16 protein-coding genes and 1 pseudogene are annotated in these 21,998 nt (G+C 73.1%); 12 read left to right on the top strand and 5 right to left on the bottom strand.

Features of this window, described 5'->3' with window-relative positions; all coding sequences use genetic code 11:
• The 5 genes from MCAG_RS33235 to MCAG_RS01590 form a co-directional block, all read left to right on the top strand.
• Positions 1 to 1,536: hypothetical protein (locus tag MCAG_RS33235; protein WP_036371896.1), on the top strand; the 1,536-nt coding region annotated here is incomplete at its 5' end.
• Complete coding sequence (locus MCAG_RS01605) at positions 1,533 to 3,176, top strand: glycosyltransferase family 39 protein (protein ID WP_036371894.1); 1,644 nt, start codon at positions 1,533 to 1,535, stop codon at positions 3,174 to 3,176. The genes MCAG_RS33235 and MCAG_RS01605, both read left to right, overlap by 4 nt.
• Positions 3,173 to 4,597, top strand: a complete 1,425-nt coding sequence (locus MCAG_RS01600; RefSeq protein WP_036371893.1) for an alkaline phosphatase family protein — start codon at positions 3,173 to 3,175, stop codon at positions 4,595 to 4,597. Before MCAG_RS01605 ends, MCAG_RS01600 begins: the two co-directional genes overlap by 4 nt.
• A complete protein-coding gene (locus tag MCAG_RS01595) occupies positions 4,594 to 6,789 on the top strand; it encodes a hypothetical protein (protein WP_007071248.1) in 2,196 nt (731 codons plus the stop codon). Before MCAG_RS01600 ends, MCAG_RS01595 begins: the two co-directional genes overlap by 4 nt.
• A gap of 48 nt (positions 6,790 to 6,837) precedes the next feature.
• Positions 6,838 to 8,379 carry a right-handed parallel beta-helix repeat-containing protein gene (locus tag MCAG_RS01590; protein ID WP_007071247.1) on the top strand — a complete coding sequence of 514 codons (1,542 nt, stop codon included), beginning with the start codon at positions 6,838 to 6,840 and terminating at the stop codon, positions 8,377 to 8,379.
• 55 nt (positions 8,380 to 8,434) lie between these two features.
• Here the strand turns inward: MCAG_RS01590 and MCAG_RS01585 are convergent, their stop codons facing one another.
• A complete protein-coding gene (locus tag MCAG_RS01585; RefSeq protein WP_007071246.1) occupies positions 8,435 to 10,708 on the bottom strand; it encodes an excinuclease ABC subunit UvrA in 2,274 nt (757 codons plus the stop codon).
• Positions 10,709 to 11,009: 301 nt separating this feature from the next.
• A complete protein-coding gene (locus MCAG_RS34285) occupies positions 11,010 to 12,215 on the bottom strand; it encodes a hypothetical protein (RefSeq protein ID WP_007071245.1) in 1,206 nt (401 codons plus the stop codon).
• Positions 12,216 to 12,578: 363 nt separating this feature from the next.
• Between MCAG_RS34285 and MCAG_RS01575 the strand changes: the two are divergent.
• From MCAG_RS01575 to MCAG_RS01555, 5 genes and pseudogenes are all read left to right on the top strand, one after another.
• Positions 12,579 to 13,824: pseudogene (locus tag MCAG_RS01575) on the top strand (D-alanyl-D-alanine carboxypeptidase family protein).
• A 61-nt stretch (positions 13,825 to 13,885) separates the two neighbouring features.
• Positions 13,886 to 15,079 (top strand): glycosyltransferase, encoded by a 1,194-nt coding sequence (locus tag MCAG_RS01570; RefSeq protein ID WP_157547797.1) that lies wholly within the window; start codon positions 13,886 to 13,888, stop codon positions 15,077 to 15,079.
• Entirely contained in the window at positions 15,076 to 15,807 is a 732-nt protein-coding gene (locus MCAG_RS01565) for a polysaccharide deacetylase family protein (protein ID WP_232290040.1), read from the top strand. The genes MCAG_RS01570 and MCAG_RS01565 overlap by 4 nt, the downstream gene beginning before the upstream one ends.
• A gap of 90 nt (positions 15,808 to 15,897) precedes the next feature.
• Complete coding sequence (locus MCAG_RS01560) at positions 15,898 to 16,710, top strand: peptidylprolyl isomerase (protein ID WP_007071241.1); 813 nt, start codon at positions 15,898 to 15,900, stop codon at positions 16,708 to 16,710.
• A 60-nt stretch (positions 16,711 to 16,770) separates the two neighbouring features.
• Positions 16,771 to 17,619: a M15 family metallopeptidase gene (locus MCAG_RS01555; RefSeq protein ID WP_083802157.1), complete on the top strand. Its 849-nt coding sequence runs from the start codon at positions 16,771 to 16,773 to the stop codon at positions 17,617 to 17,619.
• Between the two features lie 30 nt (positions 17,620 to 17,649).
• Here MCAG_RS01555 and MCAG_RS01550 read toward each other — a convergent pair whose 3' ends face one another.
• The gene (locus MCAG_RS01550) at positions 17,650 to 18,441 is read right to left on the bottom strand and encodes an alpha/beta hydrolase family protein (protein ID WP_007071239.1); all 792 of its coding nucleotides are present in this window, start codon (positions 18,439 to 18,441) and stop codon (positions 17,650 to 17,652) included.
• Positions 18,442 to 18,600: 159 nt separating this feature from the next.
• Between MCAG_RS01550 and MCAG_RS01545 the strand changes: the two genes are divergently transcribed.
• Positions 18,601 to 18,999, top strand: coding sequence for a hypothetical protein (locus tag MCAG_RS01545; protein WP_036371891.1), 399 nt, complete (start codon positions 18,601 to 18,603; stop codon positions 18,997 to 18,999).
• A 60-nt stretch (positions 19,000 to 19,059) separates the two neighbouring features.
• Here MCAG_RS01545 and MCAG_RS01540 read toward each other — a convergent pair whose 3' ends face one another.
• Positions 19,060 to 19,686: a DUF1349 domain-containing protein gene (locus MCAG_RS01540; protein ID WP_007071238.1), complete on the bottom strand. Its 627-nt coding sequence runs from the start codon at positions 19,684 to 19,686 to the stop codon at positions 19,060 to 19,062.
• 494 nt (positions 19,687 to 20,180) lie between these two features.
• Here MCAG_RS01540 and MCAG_RS01535 point away from each other — a divergent pair, with 494 nt between their 5' ends.
• Complete coding sequence (locus MCAG_RS01535) at positions 20,181 to 21,380, top strand: RtcB family protein (protein ID WP_007071237.1); 1,200 nt, start codon at positions 20,181 to 20,183, stop codon at positions 21,378 to 21,380.
• A gap of 24 nt (positions 21,381 to 21,404) precedes the next feature.
• Here MCAG_RS01535 and smpB read toward each other — a convergent pair whose 3' ends face one another.
• On the bottom strand, positions 21,405 to 21,893 hold the full coding sequence (gene smpB / locus MCAG_RS01530; protein WP_007071236.1) for an SsrA-binding protein SmpB: 489 nt from the start codon (positions 21,891 to 21,893) through the stop codon (positions 21,405 to 21,407).
• Positions 21,894 to 21,998 lie beyond the last annotated feature (105 nt).

Below are 21,998 nucleotides of genomic sequence, written 5' to 3'. Positions count from 1 at the left end.
TTCTTCTACGAGCCCGCCAAGCTGCACCACCTCCTTGGCGCGGCGCTGGCCACCCAGCTCTCGACCTCGTGGAACTTCCTGCTGGTGGACAACCTGATCTACCGGCGCGACCGCGTTGGCTCCCTGCCCGCCCGGGCGGTGCGGTTCTTCCTGCTCAACAACGTCCTGCTGGTGCTGCGACTGCCGGTGTTGCAGGCACTGGTGTTCGCGGGCGTCGGCGTGCTGGTGGCGAACGCGGCCACCCTGGTCGCGCTCTTCCTGGTCCGTTTCCTGGTCAACGACCAGGTCATCTACGCGGCGTTGGACCGTGGCCGGCGTGACCCGGTCCGGCTGCTGATCGCCTCAGGTGCGGCCGAGGCGGTCACCCCGCCGTCGCGCCGGCGCTACCAGTACCTGAAGTACCGGTACGACGTGGCCGGGGTGGTGACCATCGGGTCCCAGATCATGCTGCCCGAGCTGGAGTTCTTCCGGGCCCAGTGGGTCGCCGACGCCGACGTGGACATCGCGGTACGGGTCAGCGACGTCGGGGGACGGGGCCCGCAGCGCCGCGCCGCGATGACCCAGTACGCCGACCGGTCGGTCCTGCGGTACGAGGAACAGCTCGGGCGCCTGGGCGCGAACTTCCGCATCCAGCTCGGCTCACCCATCGAGATCCAGGTCGGCCCGCTGCTGGCCCGGTCCCCGCACGTGGTCTACACGAACATCGTCGAGGCGCTGCTGCGGTTCGTGATGGTCGCCCGCGGTCACATGCTGCTGCACTCCGCCTGCGTCACCCTCGACGGGGTCGGGGTGATGCTCTCCGCGCTCACCGACACCGGCAAGACCGCCACCGTGCTGCGGCTGCTGCGCGACCACGGCGGGCTCTTCCTCTCCGACGACATGACGATCGTCCGGCCCGACGGCACCGCGACCTGCTTCCCCAAGCCGCTGACCATCAGCGCGCACACCCTGCGGGCCGTGCAGGCGCAGGACCTGACGCCCCGGGAGTGGCGACGGCTGCAACTACAGAGCCGGCTGCACTCCAAGGGCGGCCGGTCTCTGGCGCTGACCCTGGCCCGGTTCAACCTGCCGATCATGGGTATCAACGCCGTGACCCAACTGCTGGTGCCGCCTCCGAAGTACAGCGTCGACCGGTTGGTGCCGTGCCGCATCGGCACCACGGCCCGGGTCGAGGAGCTCTTCGTCATCGAGCGCGGCAGGCCCGCGATCAGCGAACTCGACCACGACGAGACGGTCGCCCGCATGATCCGCAACACCGACGACGCGTACGGCTTCCCGCCCTTCCGGTACCTCGCGCCGTCGCTGACCATCGACGGTCAGCACTACCCGGAGCTGCGGCTGCGGGAGCAGGAGATCCTGGCCGGCTTCCTGTCCCACGTCCGCAGCCGGGTGATCGTCTCCGACCGGTTCGGATGGGCCGACGACATCCCCCGACTGCTGCGCGGCGAGCGCGGCGGGCCCCCGACCCGCGTCGTGCCCGCCCAGGCGTGGCCGCGCTGGAGCCGGGACCTGACGGTTGCCGGGGAGCCTGCATGAACCTGCCGGGCGCGCCCACCGCCGTCCTGCCGGGCCAGCGCCGGGGCCACCGGGACGACCCGGCCCGCCGCCGGCTCCCACCGCCGGGGTCGTGGCTGCGGGCGCTGCGGCGCAGGCGGTGGACGGTGGCCGCCGCACTGGCCGCGATCGCCGGGCTGGCCCTGCTCGTCCGGTCCTGGCGGATCGACTTCTTCGGGTTCAACAGCGACGAGGTGGTGTACGCGGGCCAGGCCGCCTCCCTGGCCGGCAACCCCGGCTACACCGACCTGTTCCCCGTCTTCCGGGCGCACCCGATGCTGTTCCAGGCGCTGCTGTCACCGCTGTTCCGCGCCGGTGAGGCGGGCATGAGCGGCCGGTGGGCCGTCGCGGTGATCGGGGTGCTCACCGTCCTGGCGGTGTACCCGCTCGGCGCCCGCCTCTACAACCGCCGGGTCGGGCTGCTCGCGGCGCTGCTGCTCGCGGTCATGCCCTACCACGTCATCGTGACCCGGCAGATCCTGCTGGACGGGCCGATGGTGCTGCTCAGCACGCTGACGTTCTACTGCATGGTCCGGTACGTGCAGGAGCAGCGCGAGGTCTGGTACCTGGCCACCGCCGGGATGCTCGGGCTCACCATGCTGGCGAAGGAGACCAGCGTCGTGCTGGCCGGCAGCCTCTACGCGTTCCTGGCGCTCACCCCGGCCGTGCGGCGGCCGGTGCGGGCCACGCTGCTGGCCCTACCGGCGCTCGTGGTCGTCTTCGCGGCCCACCCCGTCTCCCAGGCCCTCGCCGGGAGGTCGGACAGCGGCCGGAACTATCTGGTCTGGCAGCTTTTCCGTCGGCCCAACCACCCCATGTCGTTCTACCTGGAGAACGTGCCGACGGCGATCGGGGTGCTGCTGCTCGTCGCCGCGGCGGGCGGCCTCTGGTGGGCCCGCCGGCACAGCAGTTGGCGGGAGACGCTGCTGCTGTCGTGGATCGCCGTACCGGTGGTGTTCTTCCAGCTCTGGCCGGTCAAGGGCTTCCAGTACCTCCTCCCGGTGGCGGTGCCGGTGGTCCTGCTCGGCGCGCGGGCCCTGGTCCTGCTCCCGGTGCCGGCACGGTTGCGGTGGCCGGGCCGGGGCGCGCCCGCCCGCCCGGTGCCCGCCCGGGCCGGCCGGCTGATCCGGCTGGCCGCCGTCGCCCTGGTCGCGTCGACCCTGGCGGCCTCGTCCTGGGACGCGGTCAGCCACCAGGGCCGGACGACCTTCCTCGCCGGTTCCGGTGGGGTGCCGGGCGGCCGGGAGGTCGGACGCTGGCTGACGGAGCACACCCCCGAGGGCTCCGTCATCCTGACGCTCGGCCCCTCGATGTCGAACATCGTGCGGTTCTACAGCCAGCGGCAGAGCTACGGCCTGTCGGTGAGCCCGAACCCGCTGCACCGCAACCCGTCCTATGTGCCGCTGAACAACCCGGACGGGTGGCTTCGCAACAACAATCTGCACTACGTCGTGTGGGATGCGTTCTCCGCGCGGCGGTCCCCCTTCTTCGCCGACCGGCTGATGACGCTTGTCCGCCGGTACCACGGCCGGGTCGTGCACACCGAGTACGTCGGGACTCCCGGCGCCTCGGGTCGGGTGACGCCGGTGCCCGTGGTGGTCGTCTACGAGGTGCGTCCATGATCCGTCCGACCCACGTCCCGTCGTCCGCCGCCGCGTCGCGGTGGGCCCGCAGGACGACCCACGTCGCGCTGCTGGCGTGCCTGGCCCTGTCGGCCGGGCCGTCGGCGGCGCTGGCTCGACCCGCGCCGACCCCGGGCGGGGCGACCCCGGCTCCGGGAACGCCGGCCCCGACGCCCCGCACGGCAACGCCCGTCGAGCACTTCATCTTCCTCATGCAGGAGAACCACACCTTCGACAACTACTTCGGCACCCGGCCGGGGGTCGACGGGTTGCCGAAGGACGCCTGCATGCCGGTGAAGCGGGGCGTACCGAAGCCCTGCGTCGCCCCGTTCCACATCGGCAAGCTCGGGGCGATCGACCTGGACCACTCCGCCGACGCGTTCCGCACCCAGTACAACGGTGGCCGGATGGACGGCTTCGTCGAGGGGGTGAGCAAGCAGGGCAAGGACGGCCGGATGGCGATGGCCTACTACGACGAGCGGGACCTGCCCTACTACTGGAACGTGGCCGACGAGTACGTGCTCTTCGACCGCTTCTTCAGCTCCTCGAACTCCGGCAGCATCCGTAACCACATGTACCGGGTGACCGGCGGGCCGGGCGCCACCGGCAAGGCGGAAACCATCCCGGCGCAGGGGTGGGGCGACATCCCCACCATCTTCGACCGGCTGGAGGAGGCCGGGATCAGCTGGAAGTTCTACGTGCAGAACTACGACCCGACCATCACCTTCCGGTCCCGGGTGGAGGAGGAGAACATCGACCGGGGCGCACAGGTGATCTGGGTTCCCCTGCTCGCGTACGCCCGCTACGTCGACGACCCCCGGCTGTCCAGCAAGATCGTCGACCTGGACGAGTACTACACCGACGCCGCCCGGGGCGACCTGCCCGCCGTGTCCTTCATCGCCCCGGCCGGCAACAGCGAACACCCGCCCGGCAACATCGGCTCGGGCCAGAATCTCGTCCGTGCGCTGCTCACCCAGCTCATGCGCTCCCCGGACTGGTCCTCCTCGGCGTTCCTGTGGTCCTACGACGACTGGGGCGGCTGGTACGACCACGTCACCCCGCCCCAGATCGATCGCTACGGCTACGGCTTCCGGGTGCCGGCGCTGCTGGTCAGCCCGTACGCCCGCCGGGGGTACGTCGACTCGACCACCCTCGACTTCACCTCGGCTCTGAAGTTCATCGAGGTCAACTGGGGGGTGAAGCCGCTGGCCAGCCGGGACGCGAAGGCGCAGACCTTCCTGGGCGCGTTCGACTTCGCCGCGCCGCCGCGCCCCGGCGTGCTGCTCAGCGCCGAACGGGTGTCGGTGGCGTTGCACCGCCCCGATCCGCGGCCGGTCTACGCCTCGTACGCCGTCGCGGTCGGCCTGGTCGCGGCGCTGGTGGTAACGGCGGCGCTGCGCGGCCGGCGGAGGTCCCGGTGAGCGCCCGGCGGCTGCTGCCGCTGCTGCTCGGCGTGCTCGCGATGCTCCTCCTGCCGGCCCCCGCCGTCGCCGCGCCCGCCTCCGCCCTGCCCGGCACGTTGAAGATCCAGATGGTCCCGCCGATCAAGGGCGTGGTGGTCACCGTCGATGGCAACACGGCCCGCTCCGACCGCCAGGGGCGGCTGAGCGTGCGGGTCCGCAACTTCACCGGCCTGGACCAGCGGTTCACGGTGGTGCCCACCGCGGTGAGCCCAGACCGCCGGGTGCTGCTCGACCGGTTCCGGGGCAGCCTCGACCACGGGGTGCACAGCCGGACCGTGGAGGTGGGGCTGCGCACGGTGCGCCGCGTCTGGTGGCGCTACGCCGACCGCGACGGCGCGCCCGTCCCCGTCGAGCGGGTGACCGAGATGCGGCTGCGCAGCAACACCGGCGAGGTGATCGAGCTGGCCGGCGCCGACCTGGCGAGGCCACTCTGGGTGGCAGAGAGCCGCACCCAGCAGGGCCCCCGGGGACTGGCCTCCAAACAGCTTTACTACGTGGTCGACCGCGTCATGGTCGACGGCACCTCGGTGGTGAACCGGGCCGGGCACAAGTTCGTCCCCTGGGAACGCCAGAACTGGCTGATCGAGCTGCTCTTCTTCAAGGTGTCCTTCTCCGCCAGCGACATGTTCTTCACCCGACGGGCCGGCGACGGCATCCAGCTCACCCGGGCCGACGGGCGCGTGCAGCGGCTGCCGTTCGCCGCCGACGGCACCGCCCTGGTGCCCGACCTGCCCCGTGGCACCTACACGGTGACCGTGCTGGGTGGCGGGGTCTCCTTCGGCCGGCCGGTGAGCATCAGCCGTGACCAGCAGGTGATGCTCAGCGTGATCAGCGCCGTCGACCTCACGCTGGTGGCGCTCGGCGTGCTCGGCGTCGCGGTCGGCCTGGTCCTGGTGGGCCGGCCGGCGCTGCGGCGGCGGCTGCGGGCCCTGCTGCCCCGCCGGGAGCGCCCAACGGGGCAGCAGGTCGGCCGGTGGCGTCGGCCGCTGCGGGTTGGGCTCGGGTGCGTCGTGGTCGTGCTGCTGCTGGCCAGCATCGGCGTGCTCGCCGCGCGGCCCGCCCGGGCAGCGGGCGAGCCCGTGCCGACCACGCCCGCGGCCGATCCCACCCCCGTGCTCGCCCACTACTACATCTGGTTCAACCCGACCTCGTGGAACCGCGCCAAGACCGACTACCCGCAGCTCGGGCGGTACTCCAGCGACGACACCGAGATCATGCGACGGCACGTGCGGATGGCGAAGGCTGCCGGCCTGACCGGCTTCCTCGTCTCCTGGAAGCACACCCCGCAGCTCGACGACCGGTTGGCCAGCCTGGTCGAGGTCGCCCGGGCGGAGGACTTCCGGCTCGGCATCGTCTACCAGGGGCTCGACTTCAGCCGTAAGCCCCTGCCCCGGGCCACCGTCCGGGCCGACCTCGAACTCTTCGCCGACCGGTACGCCGCAGACGAGGTCTTCGACGTCTTCGACAAGCCGGTGGTGATCTGGAACGGCAGCGACCGGTTCACCGCCGCCGAGGTCGCGGACACCGTTCGCGCCGCACGCCAGCGGCTGCTGGTTCTCGGCGCCGCCAAGTCCCCGCAGGAAGTGGCGACCTACGGCTCGGCACTCGACGGCCAGGCGTACTACTGGTCGTCGGCGGACGCGCTCGACGGCCGCACCCGGGACCGGCTCGCGGCGATGTCCCAGGCGGTGCACCTGCACGGCGGGCTGTGGATCGCCCCGGTCGCCCCGGGCTTCGACGCCCGCCAACTCGGCGGGCGGCGGGTGGTGGCCCGCCGCGACGGCGAGACGCTGCGGGCGTCCTTCGCCGCGGCACGACTGTCCCAACCCGACGCGCTCGGCGTGATCAGTTGGAACGAGTTCAGCGAGAACACCCACGTCGAACCAAGCGAGCGGTTCGGCGCGAGATACCTGGAGGTGCTGGCGGAACTGCTGGGGGCCTCCGTCGACCACGACGTGGCGATGGACAGCCAGCAGGCGTACGACGACCACTGGGGACTGCCCGCCTGGGGCGCCATCGTGGCCAGCGGCGGCGCACTTGCCCTGGTGCCGCTGTGGGTGTTCCTCCGCCGCCGGCGCTCGCCGGAGGGCGCGGTGCCACCGGCGCAGCGCGGCGCCGACCACGACGCGGAGGCGCCTGTGGACAGCTGACGGGGCGGCGTTCGGCGCCGCCCCGACCCTGACGGGTCTGGAGGAGACATGACACGTGAACACCGGACTGTTCTGTGCCGCGTAGCGGCGGTTCTGCTGCTGGCCGGCGCGGCCCTGACCAGGCCCGCCGCGCCGGCCGCGGCGGGCACCCTGCCCCCGATGGCCGACGCCACCGTGGACGCCGGCCATCCCCTGCGCAACTACGGCGATGCCGTCTCGCTGCGGGTCGACGGTTCGCCCCACCAGGTCGCGTACCTGCGCTTCGAGGTCACCGGCACGGGGGACGAGCCGTCGGCGGTGCTGCGGCTGTACGTCGAGACGGCGAGCAGCACCGGGCTGTACGTGCACGGCGTCTCCGACGACGACTGGCGGGAGGACACGCTGACCTACCACAACGCCCCACCGATCGGCCCGGTCGTCGCCAGCAGCGGACCGATCGCCGCCGACACCTGGCTCTCCGTCGACGTGTCGTCGCTGATCACCGGGGACCGGCCGGTGACCCTGGCGCTCACCACGACCAACGACACCGGCTTCCGGCTCGCCAGCCGGGATGGAACGGAGAGCCGCAGGCCGCAGCTCATAGTCCCCGCACCGCCGAACCCGTCGCCGTACACGATCAGCCGGGTCGGGGCCGTCACCTACAGCGCCGTGTCCGAGGTGACCGGGCAGACCTGGACCGGCAGCCTCAAGACCGTGGTGGAGAGCGCGGCGGCCGACGTGAACCGGCTCGGCGGCGGCACGATCGCGTTCACCGCCGGCACGTTCGACCTGGGCGCGGAGTTCTTCAAGCTGGAGGGCCTGCGCAACGTCACCTTCGCCGGCGCGGGGATGGACCTGACGCTGATCCGCAACTCCAGCTCCGCCGCCGCGGACACGGAGCCGTTCAACACCAAGGGGATGGACGGCGGGGTGGTCCGCGACCTCACCGTGTCGGCTGGCGGCCCACCCCGCACCACCAGCGACGCCCTCGACTTCGACGACGGCAACAACATGCTGGTGGAGCGGGTGCGGGTGACCGCGTCGAGGGGACGCGGGATCATCTTCGACGGCAAGAACCAGAGCTGGACCTCGATGGGCAACACGGTGCGCGACTGCCAGATCAGCGGCACCGCCAGCGACGGTATCGAGCTGCTGGCGACCGGCGGGGACACCGTCACCGGCTGCGTGATCACCGGCGTGGGCGGGCACGGGGTGCAGATCAACCGGTCGTCGCCGACCGCCGACCAGCCCAACAAGACCGCCGACGACAACGTCGTCAGCGACAACCGGATCGACCAGGCCGGCCAGGACGGGATCAACGTCGACGGCGGCAACGACAACCACATCGTCGACAACCACATCACCAGCAGCTCCGACGACGTCTCCGGCCGCGACGGCATCCGGATCACCACGGCGACGTCGGTGCCCTGCTCCGACAATGTCGTCAGCGGCAACGTGGCCACCGACACCCAGGCCGTCAAGACCCAGCGGTACGGTCTGAACATCACCACCCCGGGCTGCGTGGCGACGGTCGTGGGGCCGGACAACAACCTCACCGGCAACCTGTCCGGGGCGATCCGGGACGCCGGGACCGGGACGATCTACCGGTAGTCCCGCGCGACGGGCCGGGTCCACCGCGGCGGGTGGCGGTGGACCCGGCCCGCTCTCACCGGCCGACGTACTTGCGCAGGTGGGTGGCGGTGTGGGTGTCCCCGTGCGCCACGAGGTCGGCCGGGGTGCCGGTGAACACGATCCGGCCGCCGTCGTGCCCGGCGCCCGGGCCGAGGTCGATGATCCAGTCCGCGTGCGCCATCACCGCCTGGTGGTGCTCGATGACGACCACGGTGTTGCCGGCGTCGACCAGCCGGTCCAGCAGGGCCAGCAGCTTGTCGACGTCGGCCAGGTGCAGGCCGGTGGTGGGCTCGTCCAGCACGTAGGTGTGCGCCTTCTCGCCCATGTGGATGGCCAGCTTGAGTCGCTGCCGCTCGCCACCGGAGAGGGTGGTCAGCGGCTGGCCGAGGCTCAGGTAGCCCAGGCCCACGTCGGCCAGTCGGTCCAGCACCGACCGGGCCGGCCCGCTCGGGAAGAAGTCGCGCGCCTCGGTCACCGACATGCCGAGCACCTCGCTGATGTTCTTCCCCCGCAGCGTGTAAGCGAGCACCTGCGGGGTGAACCGGCGGCCCTCGCACTCCTCGCACACCGAGGCGACCCCGGCCATCATCGCGAGGTCGGTGTAGATGACACCGATGCCCCTGCACTTCGGGCAGGCGCCCTCGGAGTTGGCGCTGAACAGAGCCGGCTTGACCTTGTTGGCCCTGGCGAAGGCGGCCCGGATCGGGTCGAGCAGGCCGGTGTAGGTGGCCGGGTTGCTGCGCCGGGAGCCGCGGATGGCGGACTGGTCGACGACCACCACTCCCTCGCGGCGGGGCAGCGAGCCGTGGATCAGCGAGCTCTTGCCGGACCCGGCCACGCCGGTGACCACGGTCAGCACGCCGAGCGGCACGTCCACGCTGACGTCGCGCAGGTTGTGCAGGTCGGCGCCGCGGATCGGCAGGTGCCCGGTTGGCGTGCGGACGTGGTCGCGCAGGCTTACCCGGTGGTCCAGGTGCCGGCCGGTCAGGCAGCCCGATCGGCGCAACCCGGCGAGGTCTCCGGCGTAGCAGATCCGGCCGCCGTCCGGGCCGGCCCCCGGGCCGAGGTCGACCACGTGGTCGGCGATCGCGATGGTCTCCGGCTTGTGCTCCACCACCAGCACCGTGTTGCCCTTGTCCCGCAGGCGCAGCAGCAGGCTGTTCATCCGGGCGATGTCGTGCGGGTGCAGCCCGACCGTCGGCTCGTCGAAGACGTACGTGACGTCGGTGAGGCTGGAGCCGAGGTGCCGGACCATCTTGACCCGCTGGGCCTCACCGCCGGAGAGGGTGCCCGACTCGCGGTCCAGGCTGAGGTAGCCCAGCCCGATCTCGACCAGCGAGTCCAGCAGGTCCCGCAGGTTGCCCACCAGCGGCGCCACCGACGGGTCGTCGATGGCGCGCACGAACGCGGCGAGGTCGCTGATCTGCATCGCGCTGCACTCGGCGATGTTGCGCCCGGCGATCCGCGAGGACAGGGCGGCCCGGTTCAGCCGGGTGCCGGCGCAGTCGCCGCACGTCGCGAACGTCACCGCCCGCTCCACGAACGCCTTGATGTGCGGCTGCGTCGGCTCCTTGTCCTTGCTCAGGTACAGCCGGCGGACCTTCACCGCCAGACCCTCGTACGTGAGGGTCTGGGTGCCGATCTTTATCTTGGTGGCCGGTTTGTACAGGAAGTCCTGCCACTGCTGGGGCGTGAAGTCCTGGAGCTTGACGTCGGGGTCGAACAGGCCGGAGCCGACGAAGGTCTGCCAGTACCAGGAGTCGACCGTGAAGTTCGGCACCGTGATCGCCCCGTCGTTGAGCGACCGTTCCACGTCGACCAGCTGGTGGACGTCCAGGTCGGAGACGCGGCCCAGCCCCTCGCAGGTGAGGCACATCCCCTCGGCGAGGTTGAAGCTGAACGCGCCGGCCGACCCGACGTGCGGCTGCCCCAGCCGACTGAAGACGATGCGCAGCATGGCGTACGCGTCGGTGGCGGTGCCGACGGTCGACCGGGAGTTCGCCCCCATCCGCTCCTGGTCGACGACGATCGCGGCGCTGAGATTGCGCAGCGAGTCGACGTCCGGGCGGGCCAGGCTGGGCATGAACGACTGGAGGAAGGCGCTGTAAGTCTCGTTGATCATCCGCTGCGATTCGGCGGCGATGGTGCCGAACACGAGCGAGGACTTCCCCGAGCCGGAGACCCCGGTGAAGACGGTGAGGCGGCGCTTGGGTATGTCCACCGAGACGGACGCGAGATTGTTCTCCCGGGCGCCGCGCACCTCGATCATGTCGTGGCTGTCGGCGATGAACCGTGCTGGCTGCTGCATGCGGAACCCTTCACGCGATCGACGTACGGGGTGACCCGGCCGACTCTGGACCTCCGGGGCCTGGTCGGTTCAATTGTCTCATTCGACCGCTCTGGAAGACTTTCGTCGACACCACACGTGACCAGCGGTGTGAGCGAGCCGCAAAGTCTCAAACGGGCGACACGGCAGGGGTCAGGCCGTCGGCGGCGGGCCGGCGGCGCGGCGGGCCCAGCGCCCGGCCGGCGGTACGGCGGGAACAGCGGCGGGCCCCGCCCGGTGGTGGTCCACCGGGCGGGGCCCGCGGGGTCGAGCCGTCAATCGGTCAGTTCAGGCCGCAGGTGGCGAGGTCCAGCCGCGGGTTGGGGCGCTGGCCGGTGACCCGGCCGATGTCGGTGGCGATCCGGTTGAGCACCGCCACCCGCTTGTCCTTCAGCGGGCCGAGGATGGCGTTCTGGATGAAGTTCGGGCCGCCCTCCGGCCGGACCGCGAGGCCGGCGAGGCGGGCGTTGGCCTCGGCGATCTGCTTGTCGAGCTGGTTCAGCTCGTTCTGCACCTGACCGGCGGCCGCCGCGGGTACGGCGGGTAGCTGGTTGCGCACGTTCGGGCAGTTCACCGTCCGCGCCACCCCGGCGTTGGCGCCGTTGCCGGCGTTGTTGCCCGCGCCCGCGTTGCCGTTGTTGCCCGTGCCCGCGTTGCCGGCGTTGTTGCCCGCGCCCGCGTTGCCGTTGTTGCCGGCTCCGGCGGTGTTGCCCGCCCCGGCGGCGTTGAGACCGCAGGTGGCGAGGCTGGACAGGTTGGGGCGCTGCCCACCGGCCCGGGCGATGTTGATCGCGATCCGGTCGAGCACGGCGATGCGCTTGCTCTTGAGCGGGCCGAGGATGGCGTTGTTGACGAAGTTCGGGCCGCCCTCGGGCTTCACGGCGAGCTGCGCCAGGCGGGCGTTCGCGGCAGCGATCTCCCGGTCCAGGTTGGCCAGCTCCTGCTGGACGCCCGCCGCCGCGCCGGCCGGCACGGCCGGCAGCTGGTTGCGTACGTCCGGGCAGTTCACCGTCTGCGCGGCCCCGGCCGCGACGGTGCCGGTGTTGCCGTTGTTGGCACCGGCATTGTTGCCGGAGTTGTTGCCGGTGGCCGCGCCGTTGCGCAGCGCGCAGGTGGCGAGCTGGTCGAGGCCGGCCGGGGCAGTGCCACCGACCCGGGTGATGTTCAGCCGGATCCGGTCGAGCACGGCCCGGCGCTTGCCGGCGATGTCGTTGAGCTGACCGGCCGCGGCCCCCGGCTCGCGGGCCAGCCGAGCGTTGACGTTGGCGATCTGGGTCTCCAGGTTCCGCAGCTCCTGGTCCACGCCCGCCTTCGCGGCCGCCGGTACCGCGCCCAGCTTGTCGGCCACGGTCGGGCAGGTGACCGACACCGCCGTCGCCGTGTTCTCGCCAGCGGATGCCAGCGACAGTCCGGCACCGAGCACCAGTGCCGCGAAGGCACCGACCCCGCCGAGCTTCAGGACGGCATTCTTTCGCGTGCGCCTGACCATGCACCTCTCCTTGTCCTGACCGCCGAAGCGTCCGGCGTCAATTTCCGTACGCGTCGTCGGCGGTATGCCGTGACGATCGAAGAAACCGGAAACCGGCCGGCGGGAACGGCGTGACGCCCGTTCCCGGAATGGTTCCGGACGGTTCCACGGACAGGCGGAGACATCGTGACCGTCCCGGCATGGCGGTCGTGGATGACCCGTTTCCTTCGTCGGTCAGTACGGATCTTCGGCGGCGATCGTTCAACCCATTCACCGACGAATTTTCGTCGCCCGCCGTCCCCGTGGCGGGCGAAGACGACAGTCGCCCGCGTACCGCGCCGGTCCGCCGGACAACGGCCGATCTTGCGGGTTAGGGTGCAGGTCATGGAAGCTCCGGTGCTGGCCCTCGCCGTCGCCGTCGTTCTGGGCGCGTCCGGGGTGCCCGCTGGGGTCCACGCCGGCCCGGCCGGTCGGGCGTCCAACGTACCGGCCGCCCCGGTGCCCTGCCCCAGGGCGCAGGCACCGCAGGTGGAGCGCTCCCCGCGGCCGACGCCCCCGCCGTCGGTGCCGCAGCAGCAGGCGGTGGGCGGGGCGGCGCTGGCCACCCCGGCCCTCGTCGCGCCGGCCGGCGCGCCCGCGCCGCCAGCACTCACCGCCACCTCCTGGCTGGTCGCCGACCTGGACACCGGGGCGGTCCTCGGCGGCTGCGGCCCGCACGAGTACGCCACGCCGGCCAGCGTGCAGAAGCTGCTGCTGACCCGCCAACCGCGCTGCCGAGGCTTGGACCCCAAGCGGTTGGTGACGGGTGACCCACGAGGACCTCGACATCGCCCCCCGGCAGCTCCGCCGTCGGCCTGCTGGAGGGCGGCCGCTATTCCGTCGAGACGGTCTTTCTGGGGCTGCTGCTCCAGTCCGGCAACGAGGCGGCCAACGTGCTGGCCCGGCTCGTCGGCGGGCCCGACGGCGCGGCCGGCGGGGTGCGGGCGATGAACGCCGAGGCCCGCCGCCTCGGTGCCCTCCAGACCCACGCGGTGACCCGTCGGGCCTGGACGACCCCGGCCAGTTCACCAGCGCCTACGACCTGGCGCTGATCGCCCGGGTCTGCTTCGCCGACCCCACCTTCCGCCGTTACGCGTTGACCGAGCAGGCCCGGATCCCCGCCCAGCCCGCGCTGCGCCGGCAGGGTTTCCAGATCCAGAACGAGAACCAGCTCATCTACCGCTACCCGGGCGCGCTGGGCGGCAAGACCGGCTTCACCGACTACGCCCGGCACACCTACGTCGGCGCGGCGCAGTGCGGCGGCCGGCGGCTGGTGGTCACCCTGCTCGGCGCCGAGCCCCGGCCGATGCGCGGCTGGGAACAGGGTGCGGCGCTGCTGGACTGGGGATTCTCGCTGCCCCGGGACGCCTCGGTGGGACGCCTTGTCGACCCGGGGGAGACGGCCGCGAACGGCGCTCCGGTGGCGTCCCCGGCGGTCGGCGCGGCGGTCACCCCCGAGCCCCGGGCGGTGGCCGCCCACGGGGTCGCCCGGCCGGGCTGGGCGGCGTCCTGGCCGTTCGTCGCGGCGGCCGCCGCCGTGGCCGGGCTGCTCGCCGCCGTGCTCCTGCACCGCCGGCGACGCCGGGCCTGAGGCGGCGGGTGGCGCCGGCGGCGCAAGGAGTCAACCCGCGCCGAACGGGTAAGCGCGCTTGGTGACCGCGCAGCACCGGGGGACGATCGTCGTGGTGTCGGCAGACGTGGGGGCCGGCCACGACTCGGCCGCCGCCGAGCTGACGCGTCGGCTCGCCGACCGGGGCTTCGTGGTGCGCCGGGTGAACTTCCTCGACCTGCTGCCGAGCCCGGCGCGGTGGATGTGCCGCGAGGCGTACCGGGTCGTCCTGCGCTGGGCGCCGTGGGGCTACGGCGCACTGTTCACCGTCACCTCCCGGTCCCGCCTCGCGGCCGCCGTCCTGCGGGGTGCGCTCGCGCCGCTGCGCGGACGCGCGCGGCGGACCGTCCCGGCCGGCACCCGGGCGGTGGTCACCACGTACCCGTTCGCCAACCAACTGCTCGGGCCGCTGCGCCGGCGCGGCCTGCTCCCCGTCCCACTGGTCACCTACGTCACCGACTTCGTCGTGCATCCCACCTGGGTCGCGCCCGGCGTCGACGTCTACTGCACCCTGCGGCACGCCCGCCCCCACGCGGCGGGTACCGGCCCGGGCCTGGACGTCCGCACGGTCGCGCCGCTTGTCTCGGCCGACTTCCCGGCGGCGGCGGGGACGAGCCGGAGCGCGGCCCGGCGGCGCTTCGGGCTGCCGGAGCGGGAGCGGCTCGTGCTGATCGTCGCCGGGGCGTGGGGGATGGGCGACGTCGAGGCGATGGTCGCCGACGTGGCCGCCGCCGACGGCGTGCGCCCCGTGGTCGTCTGCGGTCACAACAAGGCCCTGCGTGGGCGGCTGCGGCGGCACACCCAGCACGTCCTGGGGTGGGTGGACGACATGCCCACGCTGATGCGGGCCGTCGACGCGGTGGTGGAGAACGCGGGTGGGCTGACCTGCCAGGAGGCGCTGAGCTGCGGGCTGCCGGTGATCACCTACCGCCCCCTGCCGGGACACGGCCGGGCCAACGCCGCGATCCTCGCCGAGGCCGGGCTGACCCGCTGGGTCCCGTCCGCCGAGCACCTGCGTCGGACGCTGGCCGCACTGTCCACGCCGGAGCCGGAGCCCACCGGCTGGTCGACGGCCGGTTCAGCCGACGCCGCCGCCCTGGTGGCCGACGCGGCGGGGCGGCCAACCGTCGCCGCTTCTTGCGCGTACCCCAGGAGGACCGTCCTCGACGCGGTGGGCGAGGCGGTCGGGGTGCTGGCCACGGTGCTGCCCCCGATCCGGTGGACGGGCGGGCGGTGACCGCTTCGCGCGGGCACCGGCGGCCCGCCCTCGCGCTGGCCGGCACCGCCGCCGTCGCCCTCGCCGCCCAGTTCGGGCCCACGGCCACCGCCGTGGCGCCGCTGCGCCGTCGGCTCTTCCCCCGGCTCGCTGGCGCGGGCCGGCCCGGGCGGATCGCCCTGACCTTCGACGACGGCCCCGATCCCGAGTCCACTCCGCGCTTCCTCGACGTGCTCGCGGAGCATCGGGTACGGGCCACCTTCTTCGTGCTGGGCACGATGCTCGTCCGGTCGCCCTGGCTCGCGGCGGACCTCGTCGCCGCCGGGCACGAGGTGGCCGTGCACGGCTGGGAACACCGGAACCTGCTGGCCCGGGGCCCGCTGGCCACCTACCGCGACCTGGCCCGGACCCGGGCCCTGGTCGAGGCCACCACCGGTCTGGCCCCCCGCTTCTTCCGCCCACCGTACGGGGTGCTGACCGGCCCGGCGTTGCTGGCGAGCGCGCGGTTGGGGTTGGCTCCGGTGCTGTGGACCCGCTGGGGCCGCGACTGGAGGGCGACGGCGACCCCCGACTCGGTCTTCGGCACCGTCACCGCCGGGCTGGATGGCGGGGACACCGTCCTGCTGCACGACGCGGACTGCGCCGCGGACCCCGGCGCGTGGCGGGCCACCCTCGCCGCCCTGCCCCGGCTGCTGGCCGAGTGCCGCCGCCGGGGGTGGGTCGTGGGCCCGCTCGGCGCGCATCGGTAGCCGGACTCCGGGCGCGTCGCCATCGACAGCAGGACGACCCGGTCCATAGACTGCGATCTTTCTGGAGTCACGAGCCCAGGGGGACGCCACGTGTCGAGCTCATCCCGCCAGCAGCCGGTCCCGCCGCCGCCCGTCCGTCCCCGCAGGACACGGGCGCTGTCCCGGCTCGCCGGTGCCGCGCTGCTCGCCACCGCCCTGGTGGGTGGCAGCGCCGCCGCCGCCGTCGCCGCGCCCCCGTCCGCCCCGGTGGACGAGCCCACCGGGGCGCCGCCGCGGACGACCCCCGGCCCGTGCGCGTACACCGAGACACCGGACGAGCCGCCGGCTCGCCCCGTTCCGCTGCCACCTGACCCCCGGCGGACGCCGGAGAACGGCACCGTGCGGGTCACGCTGCAGACCAACCACGGCCCGATCGGGCTGACCCTCGACCGTGAGCAGGCCCCCTGCACGGTGCAGAGCTTCCTGCACCTGGCCCGGCACCGGTTCTACGACCGGACGTCGTGCCACCGGCTCACCGCGTACCCCACCCTGAGCGTGCTCCAGTGCGGCGACCCGTCGGGCACCGGCGAGGGCGGGCCGGGCTACCGGTACGCCGACGAGCTGCCCACCGACCTGCCGCCCGCGCCGACGGACCCGACCGGCGCGCGCAGGGTCTACGCCCGGGGCCTGCTCGCCATGGCCAACGCCGGCCCCGACACCAACGGCAGCCAGTTCTTCCTGGTGTACGCGGATTCGGCCCTGCGCCCGAACTACACCGTCTTCGGGGAGGTGGATGCCGCCGGCCTGGCCACCCTGGACCGGATCGCCGCCGGTGGGATCGCCCCCACGCCCGAGGACCCGGCTCCGGTCGACGGCGCGCCCGCGCTGCCGGTGGAGATCTGCCGGGCGGTGCGGGGACACTGACCCGGGTGCCGGCGGGCGTGGTCGCCGCGTACCGGCCGTGATGCTGATAGAACGGTGGGTATGGGACGGCGGCGAACGGGGGAGCGGCGCATCCGGCCCGTCGGCGCCGGCGGGCCGGTCGTGGCCGTCGTGGCCGTCGCCGTGCTGCTGCCGGGCTGCCCCGCGCCGGAGCGTCCCGCGCCGACCCCGTCCACCCCGACGCCCGCCGAGTCGCGCGCCCCGGCCGGGTTCGTCGTCCTGTCCGACCTGGACCCGAGCATCGCCGTCGACATCCGGTACGCCACCGCGCACAACTTCGTCGGCCGGCCGATCGCCGGCTACCGGGAGCCGCTGTGCCTGCTCACCCGGCCCGCCGCCGACGCGCTGCGCCGGGTGCAGCAGGCCGCCCGCGCCACCGGGCACCGCCTCAAGGTGTACGACTGCTACCGGCCACAGCGGGCCGTGAGCGACTTCGTCGACTGGGCGGGGCGACCCGGGCAGGAGCGGATGAAGGCCGAGTTCTACCCCGACGTGGCGAAGTCGCGTCTGTTCGCCGACGGCTACCTCGGCGCGCCAACCGCGCACAGCCGGGGCAGCACCGTCGACCTGACCCTGGTCCCCGACCCGCCACCCGAGCAGCCCCCGTACGTGCCCGGCGAGCCCCTGGTCGCGTGCACCGCCCCGGCGGGAGAGCGCTTCGCGGACAACGGCGTGGACATGGGCACCGGCTTCGACTGCTTCGACCCGCGCGCCCACACCGCCGACCGCCGGGTCACCGGTGCCGCGCGGGGCAACCGTGAGCTGCTGCGACGGCTGATGGCCGACGCCGGTTTCACCAACTACCCGCGCGAGTGGTGGCACTACCGGTACGCCGACGAGCCGTACCCGGACACGTACTTCGACTTCCCGGTGGCCCGCTCGTCGCTGTGACCCGGCGGTGCGCTCCGGTGTGGCCGCCCGTCAGCCGGGCGGGGCGGCGGGTGCGCGCAGCGGCAGCCAGGTCAGCACGTCCTGGATCTTCGCGTCCCAGTACGCCCAGTCGTGGTCGCCGGGGGTGAAGTCCACGGTCAACGGCACGCCCCGCCGCCGGGCCGTCTCGACGAACCGGGTGTTGTCGTCGAACAGGAAGTCCTCGGTGCCGCAGCCGACGTAGAGGGCCGGCAGGTCGTCGCCGGCGCGTTCCAGCAGCGCCACCGTGTCGTCGTCGCTGCCGGGCACCTGCCGGTCGCCGAAGACGGTGTGCCACACGGCCGGGTCCATCGGGTGGCTCGGGTGGTCGCGCCGCCGGGCGACGTCCAGCGCCCCCGACAGGCTCGCCGCCGCCGCGAACCGGCCCGGCTCGCGCAGCGCCCACTTCACCGCGCCGTACCCGCCCATCGACAGGCCGGCGACGAAGGTGTCCTCCCGCCGGTCGGACAACCGGAAGAACGACCGGCAGACCTCGGGCAGCTCTTCGCTGAGGAACGTCCAGTACCGGTTGCCGTGCTCCTCGTCGGTGTAGAAGCTCCGCCCGGCCTGCGGCATCACCACGGCCAGGCCGAGCGGCGCGACGTACCGCTCGACGGAGGTGCGCCGGGTCCAGATCGTGTCGTCGTCGCTGAGTCCGTGCAGCAGGTACAGCACGGGCGGGTCGCCGGCCGGCGCGCCGCCGGCCATCCCGATCCCGGAGCCGGCCCGGTCCGGCAGGAGCACGGTCATCGAGGTGCCCATGCCCAGCGCCTCGGAGTGGAAGTCGCAGCGGATCAGCGCCATGGGCGTGGATGTTACGCGCCGGGTGGCGGTCGCGCCGGGGTGAAGTCCGGCTGCCGGGACAGGAATTCTGTGCCGGGACATCCGCAAGGGTGGTCGCCCGGTTTACCAGGCTGTAACGTCCGCGCTGCTGGATCCGTCACAGAGAAGTGGGAGTCAGTGATGACCGACGTGTCGACGGCGCTGGGAGTGCGCCTCTATCCCGACCTGGTCGAGCTGGGCGGGCTCGCCTCCGCGCTGGCCCTGACCGCCACCCGGTGCCAGACCGACGTGGGCCGCATCAGCGCCCCCGAGCGGGGGCGGGGCCGCTTCACGTGCGCCGGGCTGCACTGCGACCGGGGGACGATCTGCGTGGGGCTGGGCTCCCAGGCCCGCTACTTCATGATCGAAATATCGGGCGCGGACGGGTGCCGGGCCGACGGCGACACCACCGACCTGGATCAGGTCGTGCTGCTCGCCGGTGCCTGGCGCGGCGGGGCGAGCCTCGGCGAACTCCGCGCCCGTTTCCCGTTCCTCGACCACGTCCGCGAGCCGGTCGGCGAGGGCACGACCGGCGCCTGAGCGGGTGTCGGGGGGACCGAGCCGAGCGGCCCGGTCCGTGCCGATCCGCGCCGGCCCGGCTCACGAGCCGTCGCGGAGGTCGCCCAGGCGCTCGCGGGTGAAGCGGATGTCGTCGAAGGTGACGGCGCACCCGTCACCGGTCGGCGACTGCGCCTCGAAACCGATCGCGGCGGACGTGGCCGCGCCGTCGACGGCGAAGAGGCGGATCATCTGCCACGTCCTGCCGTCGAGGGAGGCGTGGTAGGCGAAGGCGTGGCCGAGTCGGGAGACCCGCAGCCACACCGTCCGGCCGTCGACGACGAAGGCGTTGGCGTCGTCGGCGACGCCGCGGGCGACCACAGAGACGATCATCGGCTCGCCGTCGGGGGAGAACTCGAAGCAGAGCTTGCCCCAGTGGCGTTCGTCGACCCAGAGCAGCAGTACCCCCGCGTCGTAGGTCGAGGCGAACTCCACGCTGACGCGGGCGCTGAACTGGAAGTCACCGGACGGGGGGACGCCGAGCAGGGTCACCGCGTTGAGCAGTGGCTCGGCGTCGGGCTGGGTGCCCGTTCCCGGGTCGATGAAGATGTCGCTGTGCGCAGCCGCGGAGGCCCTCACCGTGGCGGGCGCAGCGGTGATCGTCCACGCCGCCTCGGGGGACGGCGAGAGCGTGAAGGGCAGGCCGGGCACGTTCCAGGCGAGGGCCATGTCGTCTCCTGTGGTCGTCGGACCGGCGAACCTACCAGAGCGTTCGTACAGCGTGGCGGCAGGTCGGCCGGGTCGTGCCCGGGCGCGCCCGGGTCAGGCGCGACACCGAATGTCCGTTGCGGGCGCCGTGCCCCTCGCCTACCGTCGAGGCGCAAGGTCAACGTGAGCAGCTCCAGGGAGCACACCGTGTCGCAGCGCATCCGCACCGAGGGCCGGCGGCCAGCGCCGCGCGGCGATGTGGCGTTGCCGGCCGGCGGGCGGTCCCTGGGTCGGTGGCAGCGCCGACGGACCGGGTGGTGGCGCGGATAGCGCCGACGCGACACGCGCAGCCGCCCACTCCGCACCCGGGGTCGGGCGGCTCTTTGTCCTCCGGGCCCGTGACCCTGCAACGGCCGGTCCGCACCGGCCCCGGCAACACCCTCGTCCCGGCGGGACCGCGGCACACCGCCGGCGGGTCGACCGCCGCTCAGGGACGAGCACAACGAGGAGAGATCGTGGCTTTCACCCCGCTGCCCGGCACCCGGGCGCCCGTGCGGGTCTGGACCGACCCGTACGACATCGAGCCGCAGGCCGCTCAGCAGCTACGCAACATCGGTGCCCTGCCGTGGGTCGAGGGCGTCGCCGTCATGCCCGACGTCCACTTCGGCAAGGGCGCCACCGTAGGTTCGGTGATCGCGATGCGGCAGGCCGTCTCCCCGGCCGCCGTCGGCGTCGACATCGGCTGCGGTATGTCGGCCGTGCGTACCTCGCTCACCGAGGCCGACCTGCCCGACGACCTCGCCGGGCTGCGGTCGGCGATCGAGGCCACCATCCCGGTCGGCTTCGCCAGGCGCGACGACCCGGTCGACCCGCGCCGGGTGCGGGGGCTGGAGCAGCGCGGCTGGGCCGACTTCTGGGCGCGGTTCGACACCCTCGACGAGCGGGTGGCCCCGCTGCGGACCCGCGCCCAGCAGCAGATGGGCACCCTCGGCGGCGGCAACCACTTCATCGAGGTCTGCCTGGAGTCCGGTGGCCCCGACGCCGGCCGGGTCTGGCTGATGCTGCACTCGGGGTCGCGCAACATCGGCAAGGAGCTGGCGGAGCGGCACATGAGCGTCGCACGGCGGCTGCCGCACAACGTCGGCCTGCCCGACCGGGACCTCGCGGTCTTCCTCGCCGGCACGCCGGAGATGGACGCGTACCGGCGGGACCTGTGGTGGGCGCAGGAGTACGCCCGGCGCAACCGGGCGGTGATGCTGGCCCTGCTCTGCGGCGTGGTCCGCGACGCGTTTCCGCACGTCGGCTTCGACGAGCCGATCAGCTGCCACCACAACTACGTCGCCGAGGAGACGTACGCCGGGGTGGACGTGCTGGTCACCCGCAAGGGCGCGATCCGGGCCGGTGCCGGGGACCTGGGCATCATCCCCGGATCGATGGGCACCGGGTCGTACATCGTGCGCGGGAAGGGCAACGAGGACGCGTACTGCTCCGCCTCGCACGGGGCCGGGCGGCGGATGTCGCGCGGGCAGGCGAAGCGGACGTTCAGCACGGCCGACCTGGTGGCGCAGACCGCCGGGGTGGAGTGCCGCAAGGACGCCGGGGTGCTCGACGAGATCCCGGCCGCGTACAAGGACATCACGCAGGTGATGGCCCAGCAGGAGGACCTGGTAGAGGTGGTCGCCCACCTCAAGCAGGTGGTCTGCGTGAAGGGTTGAGCGGTCGCCGCCGAGCGGTTGATGTTATCGGCGGCGACCCTGGGCGCCCTTGAGGCGGCGGCCCAGCTCCCGGGCGATCTCCCGGTTGGCGTCGCGTTCGGCGAGGGCCTGGCGCTTGTCGTACGACCTGCGGCCCCGGGCCAGCCCCAGCTCCACCTTGGCCCAGCCGTCGGAGAAGTACAGCGACAGGGGCACGAGCGTCAGCCCGCCCTCGCGCACCCGGTCGAGGATCCGGTCGATCTCGATCCGACGCAGCAACAGCTTGCGGGTGCGCCGGGGCTGGTGGTTGGTCCAGCTTCCGAAGCCGTACTCGGCGATGTGCAGGCCGTGCAGCATCAACTCGCCGTCGTGTTCCTGGGCGAAGGCGTCGACCAGGGAGACGTACCCGGCGCGCAGCGACTTCACCTCGGTGCCGGCGAGCACCAGCCCCGCCTCGTAGGTCTTGAGGATGTCGTAGTCGTGGCGGGCCTTCTTGTTCGACGCGACGAGGGTGCGTCCGGTCTCCCTGGGCACTGTCGGCCTCCCGCTGGTGGTTGCGCCCCGACGGGCGAGAGGCTAGCAGCCGCGCGCCCGGGAATCCGGTGGAGCCACGCGGCGGCGACGGCCACAATGCCGCCA

The sequence above is a fragment of the Micromonospora sp. ATCC 39149 genome (genome assembly GCF_000158815.1).
In the GTDB taxonomy this organism is placed as follows: Bacteria; Actinomycetota; Actinomycetes; order Mycobacteriales; family Micromonosporaceae; genus Micromonospora.
The sequence above is the reverse complement of the archived record's forward strand: the minus strand, read 5'-3'. Positions and strand labels throughout refer to the sequence as shown.